The organism is Variovorax endophyticus (assembly GCF_025376855.1).
Taxonomy (GTDB): Bacteria; Pseudomonadota; Gammaproteobacteria; order Burkholderiales; family Burkholderiaceae_C; genus Variovorax.
In genome coordinates, this window is sequence record NZ_JAHUTH010000014.1 from 132481 (window position 1) to 158615 (window position 26135).

Consider the following 26135-nt stretch of genomic DNA (forward strand, 5'->3'; position numbering starts at 1 on the left):
CTCAGTGCGCCTCGGTCAACTGGTCGAGGATCGCCGGGTTCTCCAGCGTCGACACGTCCTGTGTGATCGCTTCGCCCTTGGCCACAGAGCGCAGCAGGCGGCGCATGATCTTGCCGCTGCGCGTCTTGGGCAGGTTGTCCGCGAAGCGGATCTCCCTGGGCTTGGCGATGGGGCCGATCTCCTTGCCGATCCAGGCGCGCAACTCGCCCGCCAGCCGGTTGGCCTCCGGCCCCTGGGGTCGAGGCTGCTTGAGCACCACGAACGCGCAGATCGCCTCGCCTGTGGTGTCGTCGGGTCGCCCGACCACCGCTGCCTCGGCCACCAGCGCCGTGCAGGCCACAAGCGCCGACTCGATCTCCATCGTGCCCATGCGGTGACCGCTGACGTTCAGCACGTCGTCGATGCGCCCGCCGATGGTGAAATAGCCCGTGAGCGCGTCGCGCGAGGCACCGTCGCCCGCCAGGTAGTAGCCGCGCAGCTCGGGCGGGTAGTAGCTTGAACGGTAGCGCGCGTCGTCGCCCCACACCCCGCGGATCATGCTCGGCCAGGGCTTCTTGATGACCAACAGGCCACTCTCGCCGTTGGGCACGTCGTTGCCGGTCTCGTCGACGATGGCCGCGGCGATGCCCGGGAAGGGCAAGGTGCAGGAGCCCGGCACGAGATCGGTGGCACCCGGCAGCGGCGCGATCATGTGGCCGCCGGTCTCGGTCTGCCACCAGGTGTCGAGCACCGGGCAACGGCCGCCGCCCACATGCTGGCGATACCACTCCCAGGCAGCCGGGTTGATCGGCTCGCCGACCGAGCCCAGCACGCGCAGGCTGCCCAGGTCGTAGCGGTCGGGGTGCACGGCCGGGTCGCCTTCGGCGGCCTTGATGAGCGAGCGGATTGCCGTGGGTGCGGTGTAGAAGGCCGTCACGCCGTGCCGCTCGATCATCTGCCAGAAGCGGCCTGCGTCGGGGTAGGTGGGCACGCCCTCGAACACCACCTCCGTGGCACCGATCGCCAGCGGGCCGTAGGCGATGTAGGTGTGACCCGTGACCCAGCCGATGTCGGCCGTGCACCAGAACACGTCGTCGTCGTGCATGTCGAAAGTCCACTTGGTTGTGAGCGCCGCGTGCAGCAGGTAGCCGCCGCTGCAATGCTGCACGCCCTTGGGCTTGCCGGTGGAGCCGGACGTGTAGAGCAGGAACAAGGGGTGTTCGGCGCCCACCCATTCGGGCGAGCAACGATCGTCCTGCACTTGCGTGATCTCATGCATCCAGAGGTCGCGCTGAGTCCACGCGATGGGGGCGCCGGTGCGCCGATAGACGATGACGGACGCCACCGCCTCGCAGCCGCCAAGCGCGAGCGCTTCGTCGACCAGCGCCTTGAGCGGTAATTGCTTGCCCGCGCGCACCTGCTGGTCGGCGGTGATGACCACTGCGGCACCGGTGTCTGCGATGCGGTCGCGCAACGCATGCGCCGAGAAGCCGCCGAACACCACCGAGTGCACCGCACCGAGCCGCGCGCAAGCCTGCATCGCCACCACGCCCTCGACCGACATCGGCATGTAGATGACGACGCGGTCGCTTTTCTTCACGCCGCGCGCCTTCAGCGCGTTGGCCATGCGGCAAGTCTGTGCGAGCAGTTGCGAATAGGTCGTGCGGGTGACCTTGCCATCGTCCGACTCGAAGACGATCGCCACCTTGTCGCCCTTGCCGGCCGTCACCTGGCGGTCCAGGCAGTTCCACGACACGTTGAGGGTACCGTCCTCGAACCAGCGGTAGTGGGGCGCATCGCTGCTGTCCAGCGTCCTGGTGAACGGTGTCTTCCAGCCGACGAATTCGCGCGCCAGACGGGCCCAGTAGCCCTCGTGGTCGGCATCGGCTTCGGCCACCAGTGCGTCATAAGCGGCACGGCCTGCAACATGGGCGTTGCGGGCGAGTGCTTCCGGCGGCGCATAGGTCGGAAGGCGGGACGGGAGGTCGGGAGCGTTCATGTCTCGTGTCTTTCGCAGGGAAGTGGAGCCAGGTGAAGTGACGCGATCTTGCAGGCGGCGAAGAACAAAACCTTGCGCCAGCGCAAGCTTCGGCGAGGCGCGCGCGCTCCTAATCCGCCCATTGCAAAACAGGAGACCTCGATGGAAGACGAACTGGTCGCGCGCATCGCCGCGCATCCCCAATACAGGCAACTCAAGCGCCGGCGTGACCGCTTCGGCTGGACGCTGGCGGTGCTGATGCTCATCGCGTATTACGGATTCGTGCTGCTGGTGGCCTTCGACAAGGAGTTCCTGGCGCGGCGTATCGGCGACGGCGTCATGACCCTGGGCATGCCGATCGGCTTCGGGGTGATTGTCTTCACCGTGGCCATCACCGGCTACTACGTGCGCCGGGCGAACGCGGAGTTCGACACCCTCTCCGACGCCGTGGTCAAGGCGGTACAGAAAGCGGCCAAGCCATGAGCGCCCATCTTCCGAGTCCATCCCGCGTGCGATCCGCCGCCGCCTTCTTCGCGCTGTGTGCCGTGTCGGCAGGTGCTTTCGCGGCCGGTGCCGACCTGGGCCAGTTGCAGCGGCAGGCCACCAACTGGACCGCGATCGGCATGTTCGGGCTCTTCGTGGTGGCGACCCTCTTCATCACGAAGTGGGCCGCGGCGCGCACACGGTCTGCATCCGACTTCTACACGGCCGGCGGCGGCATCACGGGCTTCCAGAACGGGCTCGCGATTGCCGGCGACTACATGTCGGCGGCATCGTTCCTCGGAATCTCGGCCGCGGTGATGGCCACCGGCTACGACGGGTTGATCTATTCCATCGGCTTTCTCGTCGGCTGGCCGGTCATCACCTTCCTGATGGCCGAGCGGCTGCGCAACCTCGGCAAGTTCACCTTCGCCGACGTGGCGGCCTTCCGCTTCAAGCAGTCGCCGGTGCGCATCTTCGCGGCCTCGGGCACGCTGGTGGTGGTGGCGTTCTACCTCATCGCGCAGATGGTGGGGGCGGGGCAGCTCATCAAGCTGCTGTTCGGCCTGGAATACTGGGTGGCGGTGGTCATCGTCGGCTCGCTCATGATGGTCTACGTGCTCTTCGGCGGCATGACGGCCACCACCTGGGTGCAGATCATCAAGGCCGGCCTGCTGCTGGGCGGCGCGAGCTTCATGGCTCTCTCGGTGTTGTGGCACTTCGGCTTCAGCCCCGAGGCGATGTTCGCCGGCGCGGTCAAGGTCAAGACAGACCTGGCACTCAAGGACGGCAAGACCGCCCAGGTGGCCGCGAGCATCGGGCAGTCGATCATGGGGCCGGGCAACTTCGTGAAGGACCCGATCTCGGCGATCTCCTTCGGCATGGCACTGATGTTCGGCACGGCCGGCCTGCCGCACATCCTGATGCGCTTCTTCACCGTGCCCAGCGCCAAGGAGGCGCGCAAGTCCGTCATGTGGGCCACGGGCTGGATCGGATACTTCTACCTGCTGACCTTCATCATCGGCTTCGGCGCCATCACCTTCGTGCTGACCAACCCCGACTTCCTCGACGCCAAGGGCGTGCTCAGGGGCGGCGGCAACATGGCGGCGATTCACCTGGCCAATGCGGTGGGCGGCAACGTGTTCCTGGGCTTCATCTCGGCGGTGGCGTTCGCGACCATCCTCGCGGTGGTGGCAGGCCTCACGCTGTCGGGTGCCTCGGCGGTGTCGCACGACCTGTATGCCACCGTCATCAGGAAAGGCGACGCGGGCAGCGCGGCCGAACTGCGCGTGTCGAAGATCACCACGCTGGCGCTCGGTGCGCTAGCGGTGCTGCTGGGCATCGTGTTCGAGAAACAGAATATCGCCTTCATGGTGTCGCTGGCCTTCGCGATCGCGGCCTCGGCCAACTTCCCGGTGCTCTTCATGTCGGTGCTCTGGAAGGGCTGCACCACGCGCGGCGCGGTGGTCGGCGGCTTCCTGGGGCTGGTCTCTTCGGTGGCCCTGACCGTGGTGTCGCCCTCGGTCTGGGAGGCCACTCTCGGCTACCCGGCAGGCTCGGCACCGTTCCCGTACACATCGCCGTGTCTTTTCTCGATGAGCATCGCATTCGTGGGCATCTGGCTGTTCTCGATGCTCGACCGAAGTGCACGGGCCCAGATGGACCGCGGTGGCTTCCTCGCGCAGCAGGTGCGTTCGGAGACCGGCATCGGAGCACACGGCGCGAGCGGGCACTGAGCCCTGCACGCTGACCGCTGCCTCGCGCAGTGGTCAGTCGGCGCCGATCAAGACCTTGACGTGGGCTGCGGCGCTGCGGGCGAGGGCACTGAGCGCATAGCCGCCTTCCAGGCACGAAACGACGCGACCCTGGCAGTGCCGTTGCGCCACGTCCATGATCTGTCGCGTGACCCTGACGTAGTCATTCTCCACCAAGCCAAGATTGCCCATGTCGTCCTCCCGATGCCCGTCGAAGCCCGCCGAGACGTAGACGAACTGCGGCGCGAAGGCGTCCAGCGCCGGCAGCCAGCGCCCGGTGACGGCTGCGCGGAACGCATCGCCGCCGGAGCGCGCGTGAAGGCCTACGTTCACCATGCGCGGGCCGTTGTCTTCCTCGCCGGAGAAGGGGTAGATCCCTCTCTCGAAGATGGAGCACATGAGCACGCGGTCGTCATCGCGGAAGATGTCGGCGCTGCCGTTGCCGTGGTGAACGTCGAAGTCGATCAGTGCCACGCGCTGCAGGCCGTGCACGTCCAGCGCATGCCGGATGCCCACCGCCACGTTGTTGGAGAAGCAAAAGCCCATGGCTGCGTCGCGCGTGGCGTGGTGCCCGGGGGGGACGCACGTTGCAGAAGGCCGTCGACGCCTTGCCCGCCAGCACCAGGTCGGTGGCCAGCACAGCGGCCCCCGTGGCGCGAAGAGCGGCCCGCACCGTGTGCGGGTTCATGAGGGTGTCGGGATCGACGAAGCGATGGCCCTCCGCCGGAGCTTCGGCAATGAGTTCGCGCACGTACGCCATCGTGTGCGCGCGCACCAGCTGGGTATGGGTCGCAAGAGGCGCGTCGTGCGGGACCATGCAGTCCAGCAGGCCCGCGATCAGCAGCCGGTCATGAATGGCGGAAAGCCGCTCGGGGCATTCCGGGTGGCCTGCGCCCATGTCGTGGCGGGCGCAGTCGGGATGGGTGATGTAGGCGCCGAGCATGCGGGCTCCTCGGAAGACCAGGGCGGTCCGCGCGGGAAGCCCGCTGCCGGCGGCGCCGGTCGGGCTGTGGTTACTGGATCTTCAGTACGTTGTGGGTACTGTTCGCGCGCTTGGGCAGCGTCAGGTGCAGCACGCCGTCTTCGAGCTTCGCCATGGCGTTCTTGTCGTCGACCTCGCTGGCCAGCGAGAAGCCGCGCGACACGCTGCCGCGATAGGTTTCGCGGACGATCGAGCGGCCGTGCTTCTTCTCCTCGTCCTTCCTGATCTCGGCGGAGATCGAGACATAGCTTCCATCGACCGACACGCGCACGTCTTCCTTCTTCGCGCCGGGAATTTCAGCGGTGACGAGGTATTCCTTGTCGTTTTCGGTGACGTCGACGCGGATGTCAGCCGGCAGTTCAGCTTCGTCGATCAGCTGCAGCGGCCGTGCCCAGCGGCGCAGCATGTCGGGAAAGAGGTTTTCGATACGGTCCAGGCGGGACAGTGCGGTGTTCATGCGCGGTGCTCCATGAATGAGTTGAGGAGCCTTCAATTTAAGTACTCGCATCGCAGGCTTCGTTGCGCTGGATCAAGCGAATGTCTGGTTACCAGGGGAGGATGGAGCCTTAGCCGACTACGCCCCAAAGGGGAGTCCCATGCGCCTCATGTTCACCTCGTTCCTTCGTTGCGGCATGCCGAGCCTGGCCACGCCGGCGGCGGTCGCGCTGGCGGCCTTCGCGGCCCTGCACGGGAGTGCGGCCCAGGCACAGTCGCCATCGCGCGGCGAACTGCTCTACAACGCGAACTGCGTGGCCTGTCACAACGAGAAGATGCACTGGCGCGGCAGGAAGCTGGTCTACGACTGGGACAGCCTCGAGGAGCAGGTGCGGCGCTGGCAGCAGGCCTCCTCGCTCGGCTGGCGCGACGAAGACATCAGAGAGGTCGCCCGCTATCTCAACGATCGCTTCTACGGATTCACACCGACGAACACGACGGGTTTGCTGAGGTCTTCAGTTCCAGCCCCATCCGGCGCAGGCCCTACGAAGGTGGCTCTGCCGGATCGACCATGAAGCCCATTGTGGCGGACAGCTTCAGCATGCGGGTGTTTTGCGCGGCACCAGTCCGAGGCGCAAGGCGCGCAAAACGGCGAGGGCGGAGCGGCAAGACCCGGCGAGTCATCTCGCACATGGATGCCACGCGCAACGCGCATTGACCTGCATCAATCCCCAGGGCGGGCGCGGTCCGCAGAATCGCGCGATTGTCCAAGAGGTACGAATGCAATCCCTGCTTTATTCCGGCGTTCTCGATCTTCCCTGGTGGGGCGCTGTGCTCGCGGCACTGGCGCTCACCCACGTCACCATCGCGTCGGTCACCATCTTCCTGCACCGTCACCAGGCGCATCGCGCGCTCGAGCTCCATCCGGCGGTGAGCCATCTCTTCCGCTTCTGGCTGTGGCTCACCACCGGCATGGTGACCAGGGAGTGGGCCGCGGTGCACCGCAAGCACCACGCCAGGTGCGAAACCCCCGAAGACCCGCACAGCCCGCAGATTCATGGGCTCAACCGGGTGCTGTGGGGCGGCGTGTTCCTCTACGTGCGCGAGGCCCGGCATGCGGAAACCCTCGAACGCTACGGCCATGGCACGCCCGACGACTGGCTGGAGCGCAATCTCTATTCGAAGCACAAGATCCTCGGCATCGTTCTGATGGGCATCGTCGACATGGCGCTTTTCGGAGTGTTGCCGGGCGGCCTGATCCTGCTCACGCAGATCGTGTGGATTCCGTTCTGGGCGGCGGGCGTCGTCAATGGCATCGGCCACTACTGGGGGTACCGCAACTGGCCGGCACGCGACGCCAGCACGAACATCTTTCCGATCGGCATCCTGATCGGCGGGGAGGAGCTGCACAACAACCACCACGCCTTTCCTGCCTCGGCCAAGCTCTCGAACAGGTGGTTCGAATTCGACATCGGCTGGCTCTACATCCGTACCCTGCAGGCCTTTGGTCTGGCGAAGGTGAAGCACGTGGCGCCGACGCCGCGCCTCGTTGCACCGAAGGCGAACGTCGACCTTGCAACCGTGCAGGCGGTCATCCGCTGCCATTACGACGTGCTGTCGAACTACACCCGCTCGCTGAAGAAGGCCTGCACCACGGAACTCGGCCGCCTGCGCCGCCTGTCGCCGGAAGCCGCGCGCACCCTCAAGGCGGTGAAGCCATGGCTCGGCAAGGACCAAGAGTTGCTCGGCCCCTCCCGCTACCAACAGGTGATTCAGGCATTGAATGCCTCGCAGGCGCTGGCTACGATGTATTCGATGCGTGGGGAACTGACGGCGCTGTGGAGCCGATCCACCGCTACCGGCGAGCAGCTCGCGAAGCAGTTGCAGGACTGGTGCCTGCGCGCCGAGGCGAGCGGCATCGCGCCTCTTGCAGACTTTTCGCGCCGCCTGCGTTCCTACGCTTGAGCTAGGCGGCGCCACGGAGATGCAGATGAAGAAAGTTGCGCCGGTTCTTTGCGTTTCGTGTACGGCGCTGGTGCTGGCCGGATGCAGCGGTCTCTTCTCGCGGGAGCCGGCAGGCGGCACGCTCACCGGATCTTTCGGTGCCGTACCGGGCAGCGTGGCAGCCAGGGCGATGGGCGACGATGACCGTCGCCGCGTGGCAAACGCACTGGACGCCCTGGCGAACGGCGAATCCTCGGCATGGCGCAACCGCGAGACGGGCGACAGCTTCGTGTTCACGCCCACGCGCAGCTTCGAGCGCGGCAGCATCCGGTGCCGCGACTTCAGGCTCGAAGTAGTGGCCGGTGGGCGGCCCGACAGCATCGGCGGCAGCGCATGCCGGCAGGCCGATGGCAACTGGCGCCTTCCGGCCTGAGTCAAGCGGGCCCGAGGCTGCGCCATGGTCCGGCGATTCGATGTCTGCAACGGCGACGCCGACGGGCTGTGTGCCGTCTTGCAATGGCGGCTGCACGAGCCCGGGCCTGCCGAACTCGTGACGGGGCTCAAGCGCGACATCGCGCTGCTCGGGCGCGTCCGCGCGGGCGCGGGCGACGAAGTCAACGTGTTCGACATCTCGATGCAGCGCAACCGCTCCAGCCTGACGCATCTGCTTGGCGACGGCGTTCGCGTGCGTTACTTCGACCACCACGCTGCCGGCGAGATGTCGGTGCATCCGAATCTCGAGACGCACGTCGACGAGTCGAGCGACGTCTGCACCAGCCTGCTGGTCAATCGCTACCTGGGCGGCGCGCATCGCGCCTGGGCGCTGGTCGGCATCTACGGCGACAACATGGGCGCGGTGGCGGACCGCCTGGCGCTCGACGGCGGCTTCGAGCCCGGCGACTGCGCGGGGCTGCGCCGGCTGGGCGTGCTAATCAACTACAACGCCTACGGCGAGTACGAGCACGACGTGTGCATCGCCCCCGCGTGCTGTTCACGCGGATGGCGCGTTACGCGGACCCGCGCGACATGCTGGCCCACGAGAATGTCGTCGATGAGATCGATGCGCTGCGCCACGAAGACCTTCATCAGGCCGCTGCAGCCGCCATGTTGTGGCAGGGCCCCCAGGGCAACGTGCGCGTGCTGCCCGACGCGCCCTGGAGCCGGCGCGTAATGGGCTGTCTCGCCAACGAACTGGCCAACGCGGAACCCGGTCTCGCGCATGCTGTGCTGAAAGCGCAGGGCGCTGGCTATGTCGTCAGCGTGCGTGCGCCGCTGGCGCTTCCGCGCGGTGCCCACGCGCTGTGCAGCAGCTTCGGCGGTGCCGGCCGGTCGCGCGCCGCGGGCATCGACCGGCTGCCGCGCGCCGAGCTGTCGCGCTTCGTCGATGCATTCGCGAAGGCATCCTGGGGCTAGCCGGAGCCTGGGCCCGGGAGGCCGCTCAATGCGCCATCCAGACCGGAATCGTGGCTGATTCGAGCACGGTGCGGGTGGCCCCACCGAGCACGAGCTCGCGCGCCGGGCTGTGGCCGTAGGCGCCCATGACGATCAGGCCGGCGCCGGTCTTTTCCGCCAGCAACAGCAGCGCCTCGCCGGCGTGCCTTCCTTCGTCCGGCGCCCGATGTTCCAGTACCGGCCCGATGCCGTGCAGTCGCAGGTAGCCGCGCAGCCTCGACAACGACGAGGCAAAGTCGTCGCCGTGTGCGAAGGGCGCCAGATGAACTTCCTGCGCCGCCTGCAGCAGGGGCAAAGCGGTCTCGAGCGCCCGGGCGGATTCGCGCGTCGGCCGCCAGGCGAGCAGTACCTTCTCCGGCCTCGGAGAGACCCGGCCGGCAGCGGGCACGACCAGCGCCGGCTTGCCGCTGCCGAGCAGGACAGCCTCGACGAAATCGGACGGCACGTCGAAGCCGGCCGTGTCGCGCGGATTGCGCTGTCCGAGCACCATGAGATCGCAGGTGAGCGCATGGCCGATGAAGCTCTCGACAACGGGCTCGCCGCGCAATTCGCGCCAGTCGCTTCGGCTGGCGTGGTCCTGCAGAAGACGCTCGAACACCGCGACTGCGTGGGCGCGGTGTTCGGGATCGATATCGCCGGCCGTGGGCATGGGTGGGAGCCCTCCCATCATCGGCAGCACGGCCAGCACGCGCGGCGACACCGCGAAGAGCGCGGCCAATGTCGAGTCGTACAGTGCCGCCAGCCGGTGCGCGAGGCGCAGCCGCACTTCGGCCCGGTCGGTACCGTCCAGGTGGACGAGGATCGAACGCAGTGTGTTCATCCGGAGACCCGCTCGACAATTTTTTGCAGCGGGGCATGCCCGGAGGCTGCCGCGACTGGGCCGGCCGCGTCGCCACTCGCGTCCAGCCAGCGGAAGATGGAGCCGTCGCCGAACCTGCCGGGCCGGCGTTCATACAGGAAGCCCCCCGCAAGCTCGCCGCCGGCGTCCAGCGGAATGCCGGCGGCCTGCAACAGTGCGATGCGCTCCGGTTCCGTGGTCCCGAAAGGAACCCTGATAGTGATGTCGGGTGTGCGAAAACTGCGAACCATGCCGTCCTTTCTCCCGTCCGGGCGATGCGATGAATGTCGGAGCACTCTAGGAGTTCACGCTTTCCAGCGGCTTGCGCTGGATCAAGTTTCGCGGGAAGCAGCCGCTCATCATGGGCATCTCATACGAACCGGCAGCCATCCCCATGGCAAGCGACATCACCCACGCCCAGCCGCCTTCCGCGCCGCCCGCTCAGCAGATCAGCGGTGACGTGCTGATGGAGAAGTACGCCCGGGAGGACGAGCATGGCATCGACGATATCCACCGTCGCGTGGCCCGGGCTCTGGCGCAGGCCGAGAAGCCGCAGGACAGGGAGGCATGGGCATCGCGTTTCCTCCAGGCCTCGCGCGATGGCTTCGTGCCCGCGGGGCGCATTCAGTCGGCCGCCGGCACGACGCTGGCGGCCACGCTCATCAACTGCTTCGTGCAACCCGTGGGCGATTCGATCACCGGCGACGACGAGGGGTACCCGGGCATCTAGGTCGCGTTGGCCGAGGCGGCCGAGACCATGCGCAGGGGAGGGGGCGTGGGCTACGATTTCTCGCGCATCCGGCCTCGCGGCGCGTGGGTGGCCGGAACGCGGTCGAGTGCCTCGGGGCCCGTGCCGTTCATGCGTGTTTTCGACGCTTCGTGCAGGACCGTGGAGTCCGCGGGCGCTCGCCGGGGAGCGCAGATGGGCGTGCTGCGCTGCGATCACCCCGACATCGAGGGTTTCATCGGCGCGAAGGACGGCGGCGAGCTGACCAACTTCAATCTGTCCGTGGGGCTGACCGACGTCTTCATGCGGGCGGTGCGCGACGACCGGGTGGTCGAGTTGGTGCACCGGGCCGAACCCGGGCCGCGCATCCGCACCGACGCCCACCACCGGCGCGACGACGGCCTGTGGGTCTACGGCGCGCGCCCCGCGCGGGCGCTGTGAGAACGGATCATGCGATCGGCTTACGCCCATGCGGAGCCCGGCGCGTTGTTCCTGGACCGTATCAACACCGACAACAATCTCTCCTGGTGCGAGACGATCGCGGCCACCAACCCATGCGGCGAGCAGCCCCTGCCGCCCTACGGATGCTGCTGTCTCGGCTCGATCGACCTGACCCGCTTCGTCGAGAACCCGTTCGAGCCGTCCGCGCGCTTCGACGAAGCAGGCTTCTCGCGCCTTGCCGGCATGGCCGTGCGCATGCTGGACAACGTGCTGGACATCACCGTCTGGCCGCTGGCGCGCCAGCGGCGGGAAGCTCTGGACAAGCGGCGCATCGGCCTCGGCTTCACCGGCCTGGGCGATGCCCTGGTCATGCTGAATTTGCGCTACGACATGCCCGAGGGCCGCGATGCGGCGCAGCGCATCGCCCGGGCCTTGCGGGACGCGGCCTACGCCGCATCGTGCGAACTCGCCCGCGAGCGGGGTACCTTTCCTCTCTTCGAGGCCGATCCCTACCTCCGCCCGGGCACCTTCGCCTCCCGTCTTCCTGATCCGCTGAAGGCGCTGATTCGCGCGCACGGCGTGCGCAACTCGCACCTGCTGTCGATCGCGCCCACCGGCACCATCAGCCTGGCCTTCTCGGACAACGCGAGCAACGGCATCGAGCCCGCCTACGCATGGACTTTCGCGCGGCGCAGGCGGTTGCCGGACGGGCGGATCGGGGAATACAGGGTCGAGGACCACGCGATGCGGCTGTATCGCGAACGCAAGGGGCCGCAGGCGGTGCCCGGTCCCGCTTTCGTCTCCGCCCTGCAGATGAGCGCGCTGGCGCAGGTGGAGATGGTGGCCGCCGTGGCGCCTTGCATCGACGCGGGCATCTCGAAAACGGTCAACGTGCCAGCGGATTGTCCATACGAAGAATTCGAGGAGCTGTACATGCACGCATGGCGCCTCGGACTGAAGGGGCTGGCGACCTACCGGCCCAACGACCAGCTGAGGGCGGTGCTGGAAGCCCGCCCGGGGCCGTCATGCACCGGGTGCGCGACCCCGCTTCCATCGGCGTGAGGCTCAGCCCTTGAGCCAGACGGAGGCAACGCCCGCGCAGGCCAGGCTGGCCAGCAGCTCGGCCGCCACGCGCAGGGCGTAAGCCCAGCCACCGGCTGCCAGGGCCACTGCGCAGCGTGTGAGCGTGTTGGTTCCCACCGCCAGGAGCACGCCGCGCACGAAATGGTCCGTGGACAGGGTGCCGGCCGCATGCAGCGAAGCGAGCGAGGCCACGGGGGCATGCGCATCGGCCAGCGCCGCGAGCGCGATGCCGATCTGCAGCCCCGCGTCGCCGAAGTGCCGCTGCGCCGTGCCCACCAGCAATGCAACCAGCGCCAGCGCGGTCGCAACGACCAGCGCCTCGCGGGGCCGCAGCGCACTGCGCGTGTCGGCTCGCGCCTCGATCGCGATGCGAGGCTGGGGCGACAACAGAGGCAGCAGACCCGCGGCAGCCGCGCCCGCCGCACCGGCGAACGCCACCGGAAGCAGCGCAAGACCGGCCTGCGGCGAAAGTGCCGCAGCCATCGTCAGAGCCAGCACCCATGTTGCGACCGCGGACAGGGCCGCGGCGCCAGCCAGCAGGCCGGTGTGCGAAGGCTGTTCGCGCGCGCGGCTGCCCAACGACGCCACGGTCGCCGTGCTCGACACGAAGCCGGACGCGAAGCCTGTTCCCAGCAGGCCGCCGCGCACACCGAGCCAGCGTACGGCCGCCTGTCCCGCGGCCTGTACCGACATGATCAGCAGCACCATCGCGGCCAGCGGCCGTGGCGCGATGCCGCCGAGCATCGCGACAGGCTGGGACGGAATGAGCGGCAGCGCGATCAGAGCGAGCGCCGCCAGCAGCACGCCGTCGCGCAGCTCCTGTTCGCTGAGCAGTTCCGTGGCGAAGCGGTGCAGCCCGCGGCGCGCCGCCAGCAGCAGCGCCAGGCCCGTTCCGCACGCCGCACCCAGCGACGGCTCGATGACGCTCAGCACGCCGATCAGGTAGGTGGCGAACAGCGCGATCTCGGTGGTCATGCCCGGGTCCGGCGAGCGGCTCTTCCAGTGGGACACGGCCGCCAGCGCGGCGACGAGCGCCCCCCCGATGGGAACGAGCGCCAGGCCCGGCAGGATCTGCGCCACCGCGCCGGCCAGCGCCACGATGGCGAAGGTGCGCAATCCCGCGGCCGCGCGCCGGTCGCCGTCGCCCTTGCGGCGCTCGCGCTCGATGCCGACGATGAGGCCGATGCCCAGCGCCACGGCGAGCCCGACGATCGCGGCCGATGGGCTGATGGTGCTCATGCCTTCAGTGTCGCCCCGGGCGGCGCGGCGTCAAGACTCGATGGCCATCGGACATTGCCCGAGATCGCTTGGGCTTGATCTCGCGCAAACCGGGAGCATCGCGCGATGCCGAGGATGGCTTCATCTCCGTTGCGCTGAACACCATGCCTAGACAAATCCTCCTGCTTCAGGGCCATCCCGATGCGTCGGCCCCGCATTTCGGCCATTCGCTCGCCCAGGCCTATGCGCAGGGCGCGCGGGCAGCGGGCCATGAAGTCCGGGTCATCCACGTTGCCGAGCTGGACTTCCCGCTGCTGGGCAGCAAGACGTCATGGGACACCGAAGCCGTGCCGGTGGCGCTGCAGCCGGCGCAGGAGGCGATCCTGCGGGCCGGGCACATCGTGCTGTTCTTTCCCCTGTGGCTCGGCGGCATGCCCGCCGTCACCAGGGCCTTCCTCGAGCAGGTGCTTCGCCCGGGGTTTGCGCTCGGGCGGCCATCGGAAGGCGGCATCGGCGCGAAGCTGCTCAGGGGACGTTCGGCACGCATCGTCGTGACCATGGGAATGCCGGCGCTGGTCTATCGCTGGTACTTCCGCGCCCACAGCCTGAAGGCGCTGGAGCGGAACATTCTCGGCTTCGTGGGCATTGCGCCGGTTCACGAAACCCTGGTCGGACAGGTCGAGAGCATGAGCGATGTCCAGCGCGAGCAGTGGCTGCGCCGGTTCATTGTCCTGGGACGCGAGGGCCGGTAGAGGGCTTCTTGCGCGACGATTCGGAGATTCCTTGCGCTATCTCAAAGAAAGAGCGCGCCCGGACGCATAACGTGGCGGCATGAAAGCACTCGTATACCAGGGCCCCGGTCTCAAGTCGCTCGAAGACCGTCCAAAGCCTGAAATCCAGACGCCGGGCGACGCCATCGTGCGGATTCTCAAGACGACCATCTGCGGCACCGACCTGCACATCCTCAAGGGGGACGTGGCGAGCTGCGCGCCTGGCCGCATCCTCGGACACGAGGGCGTGGGCGTCGTCGAGACTGTCGGCGCAGGCGTGACGGCCTTCCTCCCCGGCGATCATGTGCTGATCTCGTGCATCTCATCGTGCGGCAAGTGCGAGAACTGCCGCCGCGGCATGTATTCGCACTGCGCCACCGGTGGCTGGATCCTGGGCAACACCATCGACGGTACGCAGGCCGAGTACGTGCGCATCCCGCATGCGGACACCAGCCTCTACCCCGTGCCGCCCGGTGCGGACGAGGAGGCGCTGGTGATGCTCAGCGACATCCTGCCGACCGGCTTCGAATGCGGCGTGCTCAACGGCAAGGTTTCGCCGGGCAGCACGGTGGCCATCGTGGGCGCGGGGCCGATCGGCCTGGCCACGCTGCTCACGGCCCAGTTCTACTCGCCGTCGCAGGTCATCCTGATCGATCTGGACGACGGCCGGCTCGAGGTGGCGCGCCGGTTCGGCGCGACGCACACCATCAACAGCGCTGATGGCAAGGCCGCGGAGGCGGTGCTCGCGCTGACCGGCGGCCGGGGCGTCGACGTGTCGATCGAGGCCGTGGGCATACCGGCGACCTTCGTGCTGTGCCAGGACATCGCGGCGCCCGGCGGCATCATCGCGAACATCGGTGTCCATGGACACCCGGCAGACGTTCACCTGGAGCGGCTGTGGTCGCAGAACATCGCGATCACCACGCGGCTGGTCGACACCGTTTCGACACCGATGCTGCTCAAGACGGTGCAGTCCCACAAGGTGGACCCGGCGCGGCTGATCACGCACCGGTTCAAGCTGGACCAGGTGATGGACGCCTACGACACCTTCGGGCGCGCCGCCGAGACGCATGCGCTGAAGGTGATCATCGAAGCCTAGGGCGCGGCTTCCGCAGGACCTTTGCGCTCCCTTTCATTCGTGTTCATTCTTTCAACGGGTTTCTCATGCCGCTCTATCACGCCGTCGCCTGGGTCGATCACCACGCCGCGCAAGTCTTCCAGTTCGATGCCTCGCAGGTTCTTGCGCAGCAGGTCAGGGAGCACGTCCACTGCACCCGCCAGCATGGCAGCAGTGTGCGCAGCGAGCACGAGTTCTTCGGTGAGGTGTGCGACGCAATCAAGGACATCACCGAAGTGCTCGTCGCCGGCTCGCGCACGGCGCAGGCGGATTTCCGCCATTACGTGGAGAAGCACCGTCCCGAGATGGCGAGCCGCATCGTCGGCTGGGAGACCGTGGGGCACATGAGCACCAACGAGCTGGTGGCGATGGCTCGCCGCTATTTCTCGGTGCACGCCTTCATGGCTGCGCCCATGAAGGCCGGATGAGCCGGGAGATGCAAGTGCCGGGAGCCTGCCACATCGCCGCCCTGGGCATGGTGCTTGCGCTGTCGCTTGCCGGCACGGCGGGCGCGCAGGTGGCCGGCGTCCGCCGCCTGGGCGCCACGACGACCGAGACCGAGCAGGTGATCGCAGGCTGGAGCGCGAAGCAGAGCATTCTTGGGCGCACCGTGTACAACGCCGCGGGCGACAGGCTGGGCAAGGCGCTCGACCTGATCGTGGACACCGACAAGCGCGTGAGCTTCCTGATCATCGACACGAGCGGCCCTGTCGACCTCGTCGGGGCATCCCGGCATCTGATCGCCGTTCCCGTGGCGCAACTGCAGGTGCACGGCGGCCGCCTCCTGCTGCCCGATGCGGACAGGCAGGCGCTGGCGTCGCAGCCGGCCTTCGTCCATGCACCCGTCACCCGCACCCAGAGCTCGATCGTCGAGCGGGCACAGCAGGACGTGGACAGGGCGCGCAAGACCATCGCCCAGCTCGAGCGAATGTCCGCGCACAGCAGCGGCGACGCCAGGGCGAACCTGGAGCGACAGATCCTTTCGCTGCGGCAGGACCAGCGGGCGGTGGAGGACAAGATGGCCGAAATGGAAGCCGCCGACGCCACGCAATGGCAGGCCGTGGAGGCCGAAGTCGGCCGGGCCTCCGCGCGCCTGCGCAATGCGATCCGCAACGCACCGACCTGAGGAACGCCCGCCCGTTGCCCAACAAGACCTTTAGCTCGTGGAGACACTTCCCATGCCCGACGACACTCTTTCGACGACGCCGCTGGCCTTCGGCAACGGCTATCTTCAATCCGTGATGAACTGGCAGATGGTCGTCGGCAAAAGCCTGGTGCTGGCGCAATGCCAGCAGCTCGAAATGATGACCGCATGGCAGCGCTCGATCAGCGCCGTGCAGCACGAACTCATGGACCATTGGGTCTGCCGCTTCGGTGGCGGCGTGCCGCTGGACGGCTAGGTGCGCGAAACCGGATGCGCACCATGATGTTGTCCCCTCCCCTGTGCAACATGCTCGACGGCATCGGCCAGCGTGCCGCGACCCGCTTCGCCGTCGTCATGCCCGACGGCAGCCGCCACGAGGTCGGTGAGGGCGAGCCGGTCTTCACCATCGTCCTGCACACCGATGCCGCACTGTTCGCCACGGCGACCCGCGGCCATATCGGGCTGATGGAGTCCTACTTCGACCAGGAGGTGGATGTCGAAGGCAACTTCGGAGCTGCCCTGGCCGTCGGCTTCGACCAGCAGGCCGGTGCGCTCAACGGCATCGAGAACATCCTGCACGAATTGCGCCATTCCAACCGCGACCCAGCCCGTGCCAAGGCCAACGCACGCGCGCATTACGGGCTGGGCACCGGCTTCTACCGGCCGTGGCTGGACGATCCGCTGATGATGTACACGTGCGGCTACTGGCCCGAGGGAACCCGCAGCCTGGAAGAGGCGCAGCGCCACAAGATCGACCACGTGTGCCGCAAGATCCTGCTGAAACCCGAAGACCGGTTCATCGACATCGGCTGTGGCTTCGGCGGTTTCATGTTCCGTGCGCACCAGAAGATCGGTGCGACGGGCGTAGGCCTCAACACCACCACCGAGCAGGTCGAGTGGTTGCGCGAGGAGATCGAGCGGCGCGGGCTGGAAGCCTCGCTGCAGGTGCGCGAAGCCGACTTCCGCGACGTCGACCAGTGCTACGACAAGGTCGTCTCCATCGGCACGCTGGAGCATGCCGGCCGCGACCAGTTGCCCGAGGTGATCCGCGCGCACGCGCAGTTCCTCAAGCCCGGCGGGCTCGGCGTCCTGCACTTCATCGGCCATGTGGGTCGCTTCGAGACGGAGCTGTTCATCCGCAAGCACGTGTTTCCCGGCGGCTGGATTCCCAGCCTGGCCGATGTGATCGTGGAGATGGAGCGCAGCGGCCTGGAGGTGGTGGACATCGAGAACCTGCGTCGCCATTACGCGCCCACGCTCGACGCCTGGGCCGAGCGCTTCGAGAAGCACTGGCCCGCGATCCAGGCACGCGACCCGCAGCGTTTCGACGAGCGCTTCCGCCGCATCTGGCGCACCTACCTGATCGGCTGCGCCGAGATGTTCCGCTCGCCGGCGGGCTACACGCACCTGTTCCAGATCGTTTTCAGCAAGGGCAATGTGACGCCGGACAGCTACCCGATGGGCCGGGGGCACCTGTGTGCACCCGAGCCTTGAGGCGCAGGCCCATGCGGCGCGCAGGCGCCGCCTCCTGGCAGCGCTGCAGGGGGACGGCGCGGCGCCGGCGGCGCCGATCGCGCTGGCCAAGCGGACGTCCAACCTGTTCCGCGACCGCGATGGCAAGGGCGGCCCGAGGCGCCACCTCGACCTCGGGGATTTCGACCACGTCATCGGCATCGACGCCTCGTACAACACCGTCGAGGTCGAGGGCATGGCGACCGACGAGACCCTGGTGGCCGCCACGCTGCAGCACGGCATGATGCCGGCGGTGGTGCCGCAGCTCAAGACCATCACGGCGGGGGGCGCGGTGGCGGGCGTGGGCATCGAGGCGACATCGATGCGCCAGGGCCTGGTCCACCATTCGATGCGCGAGCTCGATGTCCTGCTGCCGGACGGGCACATCGTGCATTGCACGCCCGACAACGAACACCGCGACCTGTTTTTCGGCTTTCCCAACTCCTACGGCTCGCTCGGCTACGCGCTGCGGCTGGTGCTGCGCACGCTACCGGTGCTGCCCTGCGTGCGGGTGGAACACATCGGATTCGACAAGCCCGCGGACTTCTTCGCGGCGCTGGCCGAGGCCTGCGAGGGCGATGCCGATTTCGTCGATGGCGTGGTGTTCGGGCTCGGCTCGCTGGTGCTGAACATCGGGCGCTTCGCGCATGCCGCCCTTTGGCTGAGCAACTACGAGTTCGAGCGCATCTACTACCGCTCGCTGCTGGAGATGCCGGTCGACTACCTGCGTACGCACGACTACCTGTGGCGCTGGGACACGGACTGGTTCTGGTGCTCGCGCAACTTCGGCGCGCAGAACCGGCTGGTGCGCCGGCTGTTGGGCCGCGGGCACCTGAACTCCCGCACCTACACGCGGCTCATGCGTCTGAACGCCCGCTGGGGCGTGACCAGGCGCCTGGCCGAATGCCGCGGGCTGCACACCGAGTCGGTGATCCAGGACGTGGACATCCCGCTGCGCGCGGCACCGGACTTTCTCGAATTCCTGCTGCGCGAGATCGGCATCCTGCCGGTCTGGATCTGTCCGCTTCGGGTGCCCGACCCGCACGCGCACTTTGCGCTGTACCCGCTCGAGGCCGGCACGCTGTACGTGAACTTCGGCTTCTGGGATGTGGTCGAGCGCCGTGAGGCGCATGAGGCCGGGCATTTCAACCGGCTGGTCGAGCAGGAGGTGCTGCGCCTGGGCGGCATCAAGTCGCTCTATTCGGACAGCTTCTTCACGCGCGAGGAGTTCGACCGCGCCTACGGGGCGGACGTCTACGCCGGGCTCAAGCAGCGCTACGACCCCGAAGGCCGCGCGCCGCACCTGTACGACAAGTGCGTGCTCGGGCGCTGACCCGATGTGGCCCGACGCCGACCTGGTGCTGGTTTGATCGCCGTCAACACTCGCACGCGCCCGGTGGCCGACCATGCACCCGACATCGTTTTTCCTGCGCCGGGACGCGGCGCATCACCTCGCGAGGCCTTCCATGAATTTCAAAACCATCCTTGTTCACCTGGACCATTCGGACCGCAGCCCCGTGCGCGCCGCGATGGCGGCCCGGTGGTCGCGCGCCCACGAAAGCCACCTGGTCGGGCTGGTTCCCACGGGCCTGTACGACGGCGTGATTCCGGCAGACGCCATCGCCACCGGCATGACCGATTACATCGCGGAGTCGGCCGACTACCTGCGCCGGCGCGCCGAGTGCATCTCGCGGGAGTTCAGGGAAGACATCGCCGCTTCGGGGCCCATGTCCTACGAGATGCGACTGGTCGACGGCGCCACGGTGGACGCCGTGGTGCGCTACGGCCATGCGAGCGACCTCGTGGTACTCGGGCAGGACGACGACGCCAACAAGCGGGACACCATCGTCCGCGCACTCGCCGAGCGCGTGCTGATGGAAGTGGGCCGGCCGGTGCTGGTCGTGCCCTCGGCCGGCACTTTCGACAAGATGCCCAAACACATCGTCGCGGCCTGGGACGGCTCGCGCGAAGCCGCCATGGCCATGCAGGCGGCACTGCCGGCGCTGCATCGCTCCGGGCATGTCACGCTGGTATCGATGCGCCACCCGCGCGATGAGGACAACGCGCAGCAGCTCCTGGTGCCGGACATGTGCCAGTACCTCCTACGGCATGGCGTGCAAGCGCGCGCAGAGACGCAGGTGACCGAGATCGGCTTTGCCGACGCGTTGCTGTCGCGGATCTCGGACCTTGGCGCCGACCTGCTCGTGATGGGGGCCTACGGCCATTCGCGCCTGCGCGAGCGCGTGCTGGGCGGTGTGACGCGGCAGGTCCTCGCGCAGATGACCGTGCCGGTCCTGATGGCGCACTGAGGTGGCGGCCCGCGCCGACGCCTGGGTGGAAAAGCTGGGCCGTCTCGCGCGCGACGAAGGCCAGGCGCGCGTGCGTGTCGGCGACATCGTGGCCGCTGCAGGCGAGGGCGGCCTCGCCGCTGCAATCCTGTTCTTCGCGCTGCCCAATGCGCTGCCCTCCCTGCCGGGTATGTCGAGCGTGCTTGGCGCGCCGCTGCTGCTGTTTACCGCGCAACAACTCCTGGGTCGCCCCGCTTGGGTGCCGCAATGGCTGGCAGGCTTGTCGATCTCGCGCATGCATCTGGAAGCCGCTATGGCCCGGCTGGAGGCGATGGCTGCATGGCGCCACGGCATCAGCCGCCCGAGACTGCATGCGTTCGCCGGGCCGCTGGCCATGCGCTTGGCCGGCGGCCTGGGCTGCGTGCTGGCGTTGCTGCTGGTGCTCCCGCTACCTCTGGTCAACATCCCGATCGGCATGACGCTGAGCCTGCTGTCGTTCGGCGGGTTGCGGGGGCGATGGGCTGGCGGTGGTGCTGGGTTTTGCCGCGGGCATCGCCTCGCTGGCATTGGCGGGCAGCGTGCTGTGGGGCCTTCGGACGCTGCTTTGACGGAAGTCAAGGCCGGCTCGGCCAGCGGTGGCACGCTCGGCCCACGCCAATGAGGAGCCCACCGTGCCCGACAACCCGCCCGCAGGCCTGACCGACGAAGAAGCAGCACAGCGCCTTCGCAGCGACGGTCCGAACGTGCTGCCTTCCGTGTCGCGCAAGGGAGTGGTGCGCATCGCCTGGAACGCGCTGACGCAGCCGATGTTCCTGCTGCTGCTGGCGACCGCCGCGCTGTATGCGCTGCTTGGCGACCTGGGCGATGCCGGCATGCTCGCGGCCTCGGTGCTGATGGTGGGTGGGCTGTCGATCTACCAGGAGCAACGCACCGAACGCGTGCTCGAAGCGCTGAAGGATCTCTCCAGTCCCCGCTGCACCGTCGTGCGCCGGGGCCGCGTGCTGCGCATCGCGAGCCGTGAACTGGTGCGCGGCGACCGCCTGCTGGTGAACGAGGGCGACCGGCTGTCCGCCGATGCGCGGCTTCTCGAAGCGGTCGGGCTGCAGGTCGACGAGTCGCTTCGCACCGGCGAGTCGGCGCCGCAGGGCAAGCAAGCAGGCGGTGCCGACGATGACGACGAGGCCGACAGCCGTCGGCTCTACGCGGGCAGCCTGGTGGTGCGCGGCGACGGCGTGGCCGAGGTGACCGCCACCGGCGCGCACACCGCGCTGGGCGCCATTCATCGCTCCATCGCGCAGCTCGCGCCCCGCGCGAGCCGGCTTCAGGACGAGCTGCGCCGGCTGGTCGGTCGTGTCGCATGGCTTGCCGCCTTCACCTGCGTCGTCGCGGCGACCGTGTTCGCGCTGCGCGAAGGCGCGTGGACGCAGGGCCTGCTGGTCGGGCTGACCCTGGCGATGTCGTTGATTCCCGAGGAGTTCGCCGTCGTCTGGAGCGTGATGCTCGCGCTGGGCAGCTGGCGGCTCGCGAAGTCGAATGTGCTGACCCGCCAGCCTCAGGCCATCAAGGCGCTGGGCACGACCACGGTCCTGTGCGTGGACAAAACCGGGACGCTCACGCACAACCGCATGGCTCTGGCGATGCTGCATGACGGCGAGACGGAATGCACGCCGGGCGCGCAGGCGTTGACGTCGCGCTTTCAAGGCCTGTTGCGGGGCGCGCTGCGCGCGAGCAGCACGGGCGGTGTCGAGCCGATGGACCATGCGGTGCGGGTCACCGCGCAAGTCGCCGGCCTGGACGGCGGAGATGCGGGATGGACACCCGGCCCGCGCCGGGGCATCCGCGACGGCTCGCCCTATGTCGTGCACTGGTGGCATGTGGCCGGCGAGTCCGGCCGGACGGTGGCGGTCAAGGGCGCCGCGGAGGCCGTGCTGGCCCTGTGCGATGCCGACCCTGCGCGCATGCAACTGTTGCGAGAGACCGCCGACCGCTGGAGCGTGGCCGGCCTCCGTGTGCTCGCGGCGGCCGAGGGGCACGCCGGGCAGACGGGCGACGACGCCGCGTTGCCCGACGGGTTGCGCCTGTCGCCCCTGGGCCTGCTCGGCTTCATGGACCCCTTGCGCGAGGAGGTGCCCCGTGTCATCGAGGAGTGCCGGCGCGCGGGCGTGCGCGTGGTGATGATCACCGGCGACGCGGCGCTGACGGCCCGGTCGATCGCGCGGCAGGCGGGACTCCTCGACGGCGGCGACGCCCAGGTCCTGAGCGGCAAGGCGCTGGCCGCGATGGACGACGAGGCGCTGCGCCGCTGCGTGCGCGAGGTGCAGGTGTTCGCGCGGGTCGACCCCGCTCAGAAACTGCGCATCGTGCGGGCGCTCCAGCAGCAGGGCGACATCGTGGCGATGACCGGCGACGGTGTGAACGACGCCCCCGCGCTCAAGGCGGCCGACATCGGCGTCGCGATGGGCCGGCGCGGCACCGACGTCGCGCGCGAAGCCGCCTCGCTGGTCCTGCTGGACGACAACTTCGCCTCGCTCGTGGAGGCGGTGCGCGCGGGACGGCGCATCTTCACTAACCTGCGCAAGGCGCTGGGGTATCTCTTCGCGGTGCATGTGCCGATCGTCGGCGTGGCGCTGATCCCGGTGGTGATGGGCGGGCCGGTGCTGCTGCTGCCACTGCATGTGGTACTGCTCGAGCTGCTGATCGATCCGGCCTGCTCGCTGGTGTTCGAGGCCGAGCGGGCGCCGGACGACAGCATGACGGTGCCGCCGCGGCCGCGCGACGAGGCGCTGTTCTCGCCGGCCTCGGCAGCGCGCGCGTTCGCGATGGGCGCGCTGGTCTTCGCCGGCGTGGTGGCGGTGCAGTGGGCTTGCCGCGCGCTGGATGCCACGCAGGAAGAATTGCGCATGGCGAGCCTCGGCTCGATCGTGCTGGGCAACCTGCTGCTGCTTCTGTGGTTCCGCGGCGCGGGCTTACGGCTTGCGCACACTAACACGGTGTTCCATGCGCTGCTGATCGGGGTGTGCGTGGTCTGGGGCCTGCTCACGGCGGTGCCGGGCGTGGGTCGCATTTTCGGCCTGCCGATCGCACCGTCGCCGTGGGCGCTGTGGGTGGTGCTGCCCGCGGGCTGGGCGCTGTGGCGCCTTTTCGCGGCTTCACGAAATCAGTGAGCCGGGAGCGCGACACATGGACATGGACACCACCCTGGTCGATGCATTGCGCGAAGCGCTCCGGCTGGAGACCGGGAAGCCGGTCGCGCTGGTCGAGACGCACATCTCCTGGATCCTGCTCACGCAGACGCTCGCCTTCAAGCTCAAGAAGCCGGTGCGTCTGCCGTTCCTGGATTTCGGCAGCGTAGAGGCTCGCAAGCATTTCTGCGAGGAGGAGCTGCGCCTCAACCGGCGCTTTGCTCCCTCGCTCTACATCGACGTGGCACCGGTCTGCGGCACGCGCGAGGCACCGCGCATCGGCGGAGATGGCACTCCGATCGACCATGTGGTGCGGATGCGGCGGTTTCCGGCCTCGTCGCTGCTGCTCGACCTGCTCGAGACAGGCCGGCTCGAACCCGTGCAGCTCGACGGCTTCGCGCAACGGCTCGCGGTCTTGCACGGGAGCGCGGAGCGCGCGACGCCGTTGTCCGATTTCGGCAGCCCGGAGCGGGTCGTTCGCGCCGCGACGGACGTGCTCGCCGCATTGCGGGTGCAGGGCAGTGACATCCGTCTCGACGCGGTAGACGCATGGGTGCGGGAGCAGGGGCAGGTGCTGCACGCGGCCTGGACCGTCCGCCAGCAGGACGGCGCCGTGCGCGAATGCCATGGCGACCTGCACATGGCCAACGTGGTCCTGGTGGACGGCGCGCTCACGCCTTTCGACTGCATCGAGTTCGACCCAGCGCTGCGCTGGATCGACATGATGAACGACGTCGCCTTTCTCACTATGGACCTGAAGGCCCATGGCCGCTCCGACCTAGCGTTCCGCTTCCTGGACGCATGGCTGCAGCACAGCGGTGACTGCGCGGGCCTGCGAGTGTGGCGCTTCTACGAGGTGTATCGGGCGCTTGTGCGCGTCATGGCATCCGGCCTGGGACCGCGAGGCCCGCTGGCGGCGGTGCGGCCCGACTACCTGGCGTGCGCGGCGCAGCTCGCGCAGCAACCTCGGGGCGACGCGCGCCTGATGATCACGCACGGTTTCTCCGGCGCCGGAAAATCCAGCGTCGCCTCGCAACTGCTGTGCGCGGCGGGCGCTGTTCGCCTGCGCTCGGATGTAGAGCGCAAGCGGCTGCATGGCCTCGGTCCGCAGGCGCGCTCCGCCGGCCTCGGGCTCGACATCTATGACGCGGAAGCGACCCGCAGGACATTCGAGCGGCTGCAGGCCTGCGCACGCGACGCGCTGCTGGCGGGCTACCCGGTGATCGTGGATGCGGCGTTCCTGCGCATTGCCGAGCGGCAGCGCTTCCGTGCGCTGGCCGCCGAGTTGCGCATACCCTTCACGATCCTGGATTGCCACGCCGAGTCGGAAACGCTGCGCCGCCGCGTGGCCGCGCGGATTGCCGCGGGCACGGATGCCTCGGAAGCAGGGCTGGCGGTGCTCGAGTGCCAACTGGCAAGCCACGATCCGCTGGAGGCCGACGAGCGCGGCCTGACCATCGAGGTCTCCACGCAAGGGCCGGTGAACATCGCCCTGATCGCGGCGCGCTGGCGCGCCGCGGCCCCAGGCCCGTGAACCCATTACTGGATGGCGACCTCTCCGCTGGGCAGCGTGAACCGCTCGTGCTCGGTTCGCGCCTCCTCGGGTGCTCGCACCAGTAACACCGGCACGGGCGCCATGCGCAGGATGTGCTCGGCAGTGCTGCCCATCACCCAGCGGCCGATGCCACGACGGCCGTGGGTGCCGATCACGATCAGGTCGGCATCCGAGGCTTGCGCTTCGGCGATGACCTGGTCGTGCACCGCGCCCTTGAAGCGGTCGATCAATACCGTGTCGGCCTCGATGCCTTCCCCGGCCGCCTTGGCCCGCGCGGTCTCCAGCAGCTTCGTGGCATTGGCGCGAAGTTCTTCGAGCCAATTGCCGGCATAGCCCGAGTAGGCGTCCATGGCGAGCGCGAACGACAGCTCGTCGATTACGTGCACCAGGCGCAAGCGCCCGCCGGTGAGCTTCGCCAGCTGGATGGCTTCGGCCAGGCCGCGGCTGGATGTGGAACTGCCGTCGATGGGAACAAGGATTCGCTGGTACATGGCATGACTCCGGTGTGTGAATGGGATGGAGCCAGTATCCGGACAGAGGCGCTGTGCGGCTTGACATCGATCAAGCGGTGTGCCCGCCCGGTGGGTGTACGGCTTGATCTGGCGCAAGCCGGCACAAGGCGAAAGCGCGACCCTTCAGGCATGCCAAAGGAAGAACTCGTGACCCACGCCACCGTCCGCATCATTCGCCAGGAGCACGCCGCGCTCGCCGCCATGCTGCGCTCCATCGTCCTGCTGCTCGAGCAGCACCGAAAGAAGGGGACTTTGCCCGATTTCGCGACGCTGCGCGCCATGCTTTTCTATGTCGACGAGTTTCCCGAGAAGCGCCATCACCGCAAGGAGACCGAGCTGCTGTTTCCCAAGCTGCGCGCGAAGACGCCGATTTCGCGCGACCTGCTGGACAAGCTCGACAGCGATCACGCCCGCGGCGAGCGCAGGATCCGCGACGTCGAGCACGCGCTGCTTGCGTTCGAGATGCTCGGCGAATCGCGGCGCGAAGCCTTCGAGCGGACGATCGGCGAGTACGTCGACTTCTACCTGAACCACATGGCGCTGGAGGAGCGCGAGATCCTGCCGCTGGCCGAACGCGTGCTGACCGGTGACGACTGGCGCGATCTGGACGAAGCCTTCGCGCAGAACCGCGACCCGATGACCGGGCACGTGGCGGACTTCGAATACAACGCGCTCTTTACGCGCATCGTCAACGTCGTGCCCGCTCCCATCGGTCTGGGGCCGGCTCTTTAGGCCATCGCCTGT

At 68.2% G+C, this 26135-nt stretch carries 25 protein-coding genes and 2 pseudogenes; 20 read left to right on the plus strand and 7 right to left on the minus strand.

Annotated elements, in window-relative coordinates:
* Position 1: 1 nt before the first annotated feature.
* Positions 2–1978, minus strand: a complete 1977-nt coding sequence (acs, locus tag KV106_RS19620) for an acetate--CoA ligase (RefSeq protein ID WP_261211837.1) — start codon at positions 1976–1978, stop codon at positions 2–4.
* 141 nt (positions 1979–2119) lie between these two features.
* On the opposite strand from acs, the gene KV106_RS19625 reads away from it, so the two are divergent.
* Together KV106_RS19625 and KV106_RS19630 are read left to right on the plus strand one after the other, a co-directional pair.
* Positions 2120–2440 carry a DUF485 domain-containing protein gene (locus KV106_RS19625; protein ID WP_057590497.1) on the plus strand — a complete coding sequence of 107 codons (321 nt, stop codon included), beginning with the start codon at positions 2120–2122 and terminating at the stop codon, positions 2438–2440.
* Entirely contained in the window at positions 2437–4173 is a 1737-nt protein-coding gene (locus KV106_RS19630) for a cation acetate symporter (RefSeq protein ID WP_261211838.1), read from the plus strand. The genes KV106_RS19625 and KV106_RS19630 overlap by 4 nt, the downstream gene beginning before the upstream one ends.
* A gap of 33 nt (positions 4174–4206) precedes the next feature.
* Here the strand turns inward: KV106_RS19630 and KV106_RS19635 are convergent.
* Both KV106_RS19635 and KV106_RS19640 read right to left on the minus strand, forming a co-directional pair.
* Positions 4207–5134 (minus strand): annotated as a pseudogene (locus tag KV106_RS19635) (histone deacetylase family protein).
* A gap of 70 nt (positions 5135–5204) precedes the next feature.
* A complete protein-coding gene (locus KV106_RS19640) occupies positions 5205–5630 on the minus strand; it encodes an Hsp20/alpha crystallin family protein (protein ID WP_261211839.1) in 426 nt (141 codons plus the stop codon).
* A 139-nt stretch (positions 5631–5769) separates the two neighbouring features.
* On the opposite strand from KV106_RS19640, the gene KV106_RS19645 reads away from it, so the two are divergent.
* From KV106_RS19645 to KV106_RS19665, 5 genes are all read left to right on the plus strand, one after another.
* Positions 5770–6183 carry a c-type cytochrome gene (locus KV106_RS19645; protein ID WP_261211840.1) on the plus strand — a complete coding sequence of 138 codons (414 nt, stop codon included), beginning with the start codon at positions 5770–5772 and terminating at the stop codon, positions 6181–6183.
* A gap of 205 nt (positions 6184–6388) precedes the next feature.
* Positions 6389–7573 (plus strand): DesA family fatty acid desaturase, encoded by a 1185-nt coding sequence (locus tag KV106_RS19650; protein WP_057590494.1) that lies wholly within the window; start codon positions 6389–6391, stop codon positions 7571–7573.
* A 25-nt stretch (positions 7574–7598) separates the two neighbouring features.
* Positions 7599–7985 (plus strand): RT0821/Lpp0805 family surface protein, encoded by a 387-nt coding sequence (locus KV106_RS19655; protein ID WP_057590574.1) that lies wholly within the window; start codon positions 7599–7601, stop codon positions 7983–7985.
* 24 nt (positions 7986–8009) lie between these two features.
* Entirely contained in the window at positions 8010–8723 is a 714-nt protein-coding gene (locus KV106_RS19660; protein WP_261211842.1) for a hypothetical protein, read from the plus strand.
* Positions 8723–8965: a hypothetical protein gene (locus tag KV106_RS19665; RefSeq protein WP_261211844.1), complete on the plus strand. Its 243-nt coding sequence runs from the start codon at positions 8723–8725 to the stop codon at positions 8963–8965. Before KV106_RS19660 ends, KV106_RS19665 begins: the two co-directional genes overlap by 1 nt.
* A gap of 25 nt (positions 8966–8990) precedes the next feature.
* On the opposite strand, the gene KV106_RS19670 is transcribed toward KV106_RS19665, so the two are convergent.
* Entirely contained in the window at positions 8991–9824 is an 834-nt protein-coding gene (locus tag KV106_RS19670; protein WP_261211846.1) for a universal stress protein, read from the minus strand.
* The gene (locus KV106_RS19675) at positions 9821–10093 is read right to left on the minus strand and encodes a hypothetical protein (RefSeq protein WP_261211847.1); all 273 of its coding nucleotides are present in this window, start codon (positions 10091–10093) and stop codon (positions 9821–9823) included. The genes KV106_RS19670 and KV106_RS19675 overlap by 4 nt, the downstream gene beginning before the upstream one ends.
* A 143-nt stretch (positions 10094–10236) precedes the next feature.
* Between KV106_RS19675 and KV106_RS19680 the strand changes: the two are divergent.
* Positions 10237–12072 (plus strand): annotated as a pseudogene (locus KV106_RS19680) (adenosylcobalamin-dependent ribonucleoside-diphosphate reductase).
* A gap of 3 nt (positions 12073–12075) precedes the next feature.
* Here the strand turns inward: KV106_RS19680 and KV106_RS19685 are convergent.
* On the minus strand, positions 12076–13332 hold the full coding sequence (locus KV106_RS19685; protein WP_261211848.1) for an MgtC/SapB family protein: 1257 nt from the start codon (positions 13330–13332) through the stop codon (positions 12076–12078).
* A 68-nt stretch (positions 13333–13400) separates the two neighbouring features.
* Between KV106_RS19685 and KV106_RS19690 the strand changes: the two genes are divergently transcribed.
* The 11 genes from KV106_RS19690 (at position 13401) to KV106_RS19740 (ending at position 24858) form a co-directional block, all read left to right on the plus strand.
* The gene (locus KV106_RS19690; RefSeq protein WP_314733644.1) at positions 13401–14063 is read left to right on the plus strand and encodes an NAD(P)H-dependent oxidoreductase; all 663 of its coding nucleotides are present in this window, start codon (positions 13401–13403) and stop codon (positions 14061–14063) included.
* Positions 14064–14142: 79 nt separating this feature from the next.
* Positions 14143–15180 (plus strand): zinc-dependent alcohol dehydrogenase family protein, encoded by a 1038-nt coding sequence (locus KV106_RS19695; protein WP_261211849.1) that lies wholly within the window; start codon positions 14143–14145, stop codon positions 15178–15180.
* 65 nt (positions 15181–15245) lie between these two features.
* The gene (locus tag KV106_RS19700) at positions 15246–15626 is read left to right on the plus strand and encodes a hypothetical protein (RefSeq protein WP_057590487.1); all 381 of its coding nucleotides are present in this window, start codon (positions 15246–15248) and stop codon (positions 15624–15626) included.
* Between the two features lie 8 nt (positions 15627–15634).
* Positions 15635–16324, plus strand: coding sequence for a PRC-barrel domain-containing protein (locus KV106_RS19705; RefSeq protein ID WP_261211850.1), 690 nt, complete (start codon positions 15635–15637; stop codon positions 16322–16324).
* Between the two features lie 52 nt (positions 16325–16376).
* Positions 16377–16598, plus strand: a complete 222-nt coding sequence (locus KV106_RS19710; protein WP_261211851.1) for a hypothetical protein — start codon at positions 16377–16379, stop codon at positions 16596–16598.
* 50 nt (positions 16599–16648) lie between these two features.
* On the plus strand, positions 16649–17836 hold the full coding sequence (locus KV106_RS19715) for an SAM-dependent methyltransferase (protein WP_261211852.1): 1188 nt from the start codon (positions 16649–16651) through the stop codon (positions 17834–17836).
* On the plus strand, positions 17820–19187 hold the full coding sequence (locus KV106_RS19720) for an FAD-binding oxidoreductase (RefSeq protein ID WP_261211853.1): 1368 nt from the start codon (positions 17820–17822) through the stop codon (positions 19185–19187). The genes KV106_RS19715 and KV106_RS19720 overlap by 17 nt, the downstream gene beginning before the upstream one ends.
* A 133-nt stretch (positions 19188–19320) precedes the next feature.
* On the plus strand, positions 19321–20163 hold the full coding sequence (locus tag KV106_RS19725; protein ID WP_261211854.1) for a universal stress protein: 843 nt from the start codon (positions 19321–19323) through the stop codon (positions 20161–20163).
* 1 nt (position 20164) lies between these two features.
* Positions 20165–20803: an exopolysaccharide biosynthesis protein gene (locus tag KV106_RS19730; protein WP_261211855.1), complete on the plus strand. Its 639-nt coding sequence runs from the start codon at positions 20165–20167 to the stop codon at positions 20801–20803.
* Between the two features lie 10 nt (positions 20804–20813).
* The gene (locus tag KV106_RS19735; RefSeq protein ID WP_261211857.1) at positions 20814–23306 is read left to right on the plus strand and encodes a cation-translocating P-type ATPase; all 2493 of its coding nucleotides are present in this window, start codon (positions 20814–20816) and stop codon (positions 23304–23306) included.
* 22 nt (positions 23307–23328) lie between these two features.
* A complete protein-coding gene (locus KV106_RS19740; protein ID WP_261211917.1) occupies positions 23329–24858 on the plus strand; it encodes a bifunctional aminoglycoside phosphotransferase/ATP-binding protein in 1530 nt (509 codons plus the stop codon).
* Between the two features lie 5 nt (positions 24859–24863).
* On the opposite strand, the gene KV106_RS19745 is transcribed toward KV106_RS19740, so the two are convergent.
* A complete protein-coding gene (locus KV106_RS19745) occupies positions 24864–25370 on the minus strand; it encodes a universal stress protein (protein ID WP_261211859.1) in 507 nt (168 codons plus the stop codon).
* A gap of 168 nt (positions 25371–25538) precedes the next feature.
* Between KV106_RS19745 and KV106_RS19750 the strand changes: the two genes are divergently transcribed.
* Positions 25539–26123, plus strand: a complete 585-nt coding sequence (locus KV106_RS19750; RefSeq protein ID WP_261211861.1) for a hemerythrin domain-containing protein — start codon at positions 25539–25541, stop codon at positions 26121–26123.
* Positions 26124–26135: the final 12 nt, after the last annotated feature.

Coding starts and splice junctions, on each gene's coding strand:
- acs (WP_261211837.1), bottom strand. CDS start 1,978: ATGAACGCTCCCGACCTCCCGTCCCGCCTTCCGACCTATGCGCCGCCG.
- KV106_RS19625 (WP_057590497.1), top strand. CDS start 2,120: ATGGAAGACGAACTGGTCGCGCGCATCGCCGCGCATCCCCAATACAGG.
- KV106_RS19630 (WP_261211838.1), top strand. CDS start 2,437: ATGAGCGCCCATCTTCCGAGTCCATCCCGCGTGCGATCCGCCGCCGCC.
- KV106_RS19640 (WP_261211839.1), bottom strand. CDS start 5,630: ATGAACACCGCACTGTCCCGCCTGGACCGTATCGAAAACCTCTTTCCC.
- KV106_RS19645 (WP_261211840.1), top strand. CDS start 5,770: ATGCGCCTCATGTTCACCTCGTTCCTTCGTTGCGGCATGCCGAGCCTG.
- KV106_RS19650 (WP_057590494.1), top strand. CDS start 6,389: ATGCAATCCCTGCTTTATTCCGGCGTTCTCGATCTTCCCTGGTGGGGC.
- KV106_RS19655 (WP_057590574.1), top strand. CDS start 7,599: ATGAAGAAAGTTGCGCCGGTTCTTTGCGTTTCGTGTACGGCGCTGGTG.
- KV106_RS19660 (WP_261211842.1), top strand. CDS start 8,010: ATGGTCCGGCGATTCGATGTCTGCAACGGCGACGCCGACGGGCTGTGT.
- KV106_RS19665 (WP_261211844.1), top strand. CDS start 8,723: ATGGGCTGTCTCGCCAACGAACTGGCCAACGCGGAACCCGGTCTCGCG.
- KV106_RS19670 (WP_261211846.1), bottom strand. CDS start 9,824: ATGAACACACTGCGTTCGATCCTCGTCCACCTGGACGGTACCGACCGG.
- KV106_RS19675 (WP_261211847.1), bottom strand. CDS start 10,093: ATGGTTCGCAGTTTTCGCACACCCGACATCACTATCAGGGTTCCTTTC.
- KV106_RS19685 (WP_261211848.1), bottom strand. CDS start 13,332: ATGAGCACCATCAGCCCATCGGCCGCGATCGTCGGGCTCGCCGTGGCG.
- KV106_RS19695 (WP_261211849.1), top strand. CDS start 14,143: ATGAAAGCACTCGTATACCAGGGCCCCGGTCTCAAGTCGCTCGAAGAC.
- KV106_RS19700 (WP_057590487.1), top strand. CDS start 15,246: ATGCCGCTCTATCACGCCGTCGCCTGGGTCGATCACCACGCCGCGCAA.
- KV106_RS19705 (WP_261211850.1), top strand. CDS start 15,635: ATGCAAGTGCCGGGAGCCTGCCACATCGCCGCCCTGGGCATGGTGCTT.
- KV106_RS19710 (WP_261211851.1), top strand. CDS start 16,377: ATGCCCGACGACACTCTTTCGACGACGCCGCTGGCCTTCGGCAACGGC.
- KV106_RS19715 (WP_261211852.1), top strand. CDS start 16,649: ATGCTCGACGGCATCGGCCAGCGTGCCGCGACCCGCTTCGCCGTCGTC.
- KV106_RS19725 (WP_261211854.1), top strand. CDS start 19,321: ATGAATTTCAAAACCATCCTTGTTCACCTGGACCATTCGGACCGCAGC.
- KV106_RS19740 (WP_261211917.1), top strand. CDS start 23,329: ATGGACACCACCCTGGTCGATGCATTGCGCGAAGCGCTCCGGCTGGAG.
- KV106_RS19745 (WP_261211859.1), bottom strand. CDS start 25,370: ATGTACCAGCGAATCCTTGTTCCCATCGACGGCAGTTCCACATCCAGC.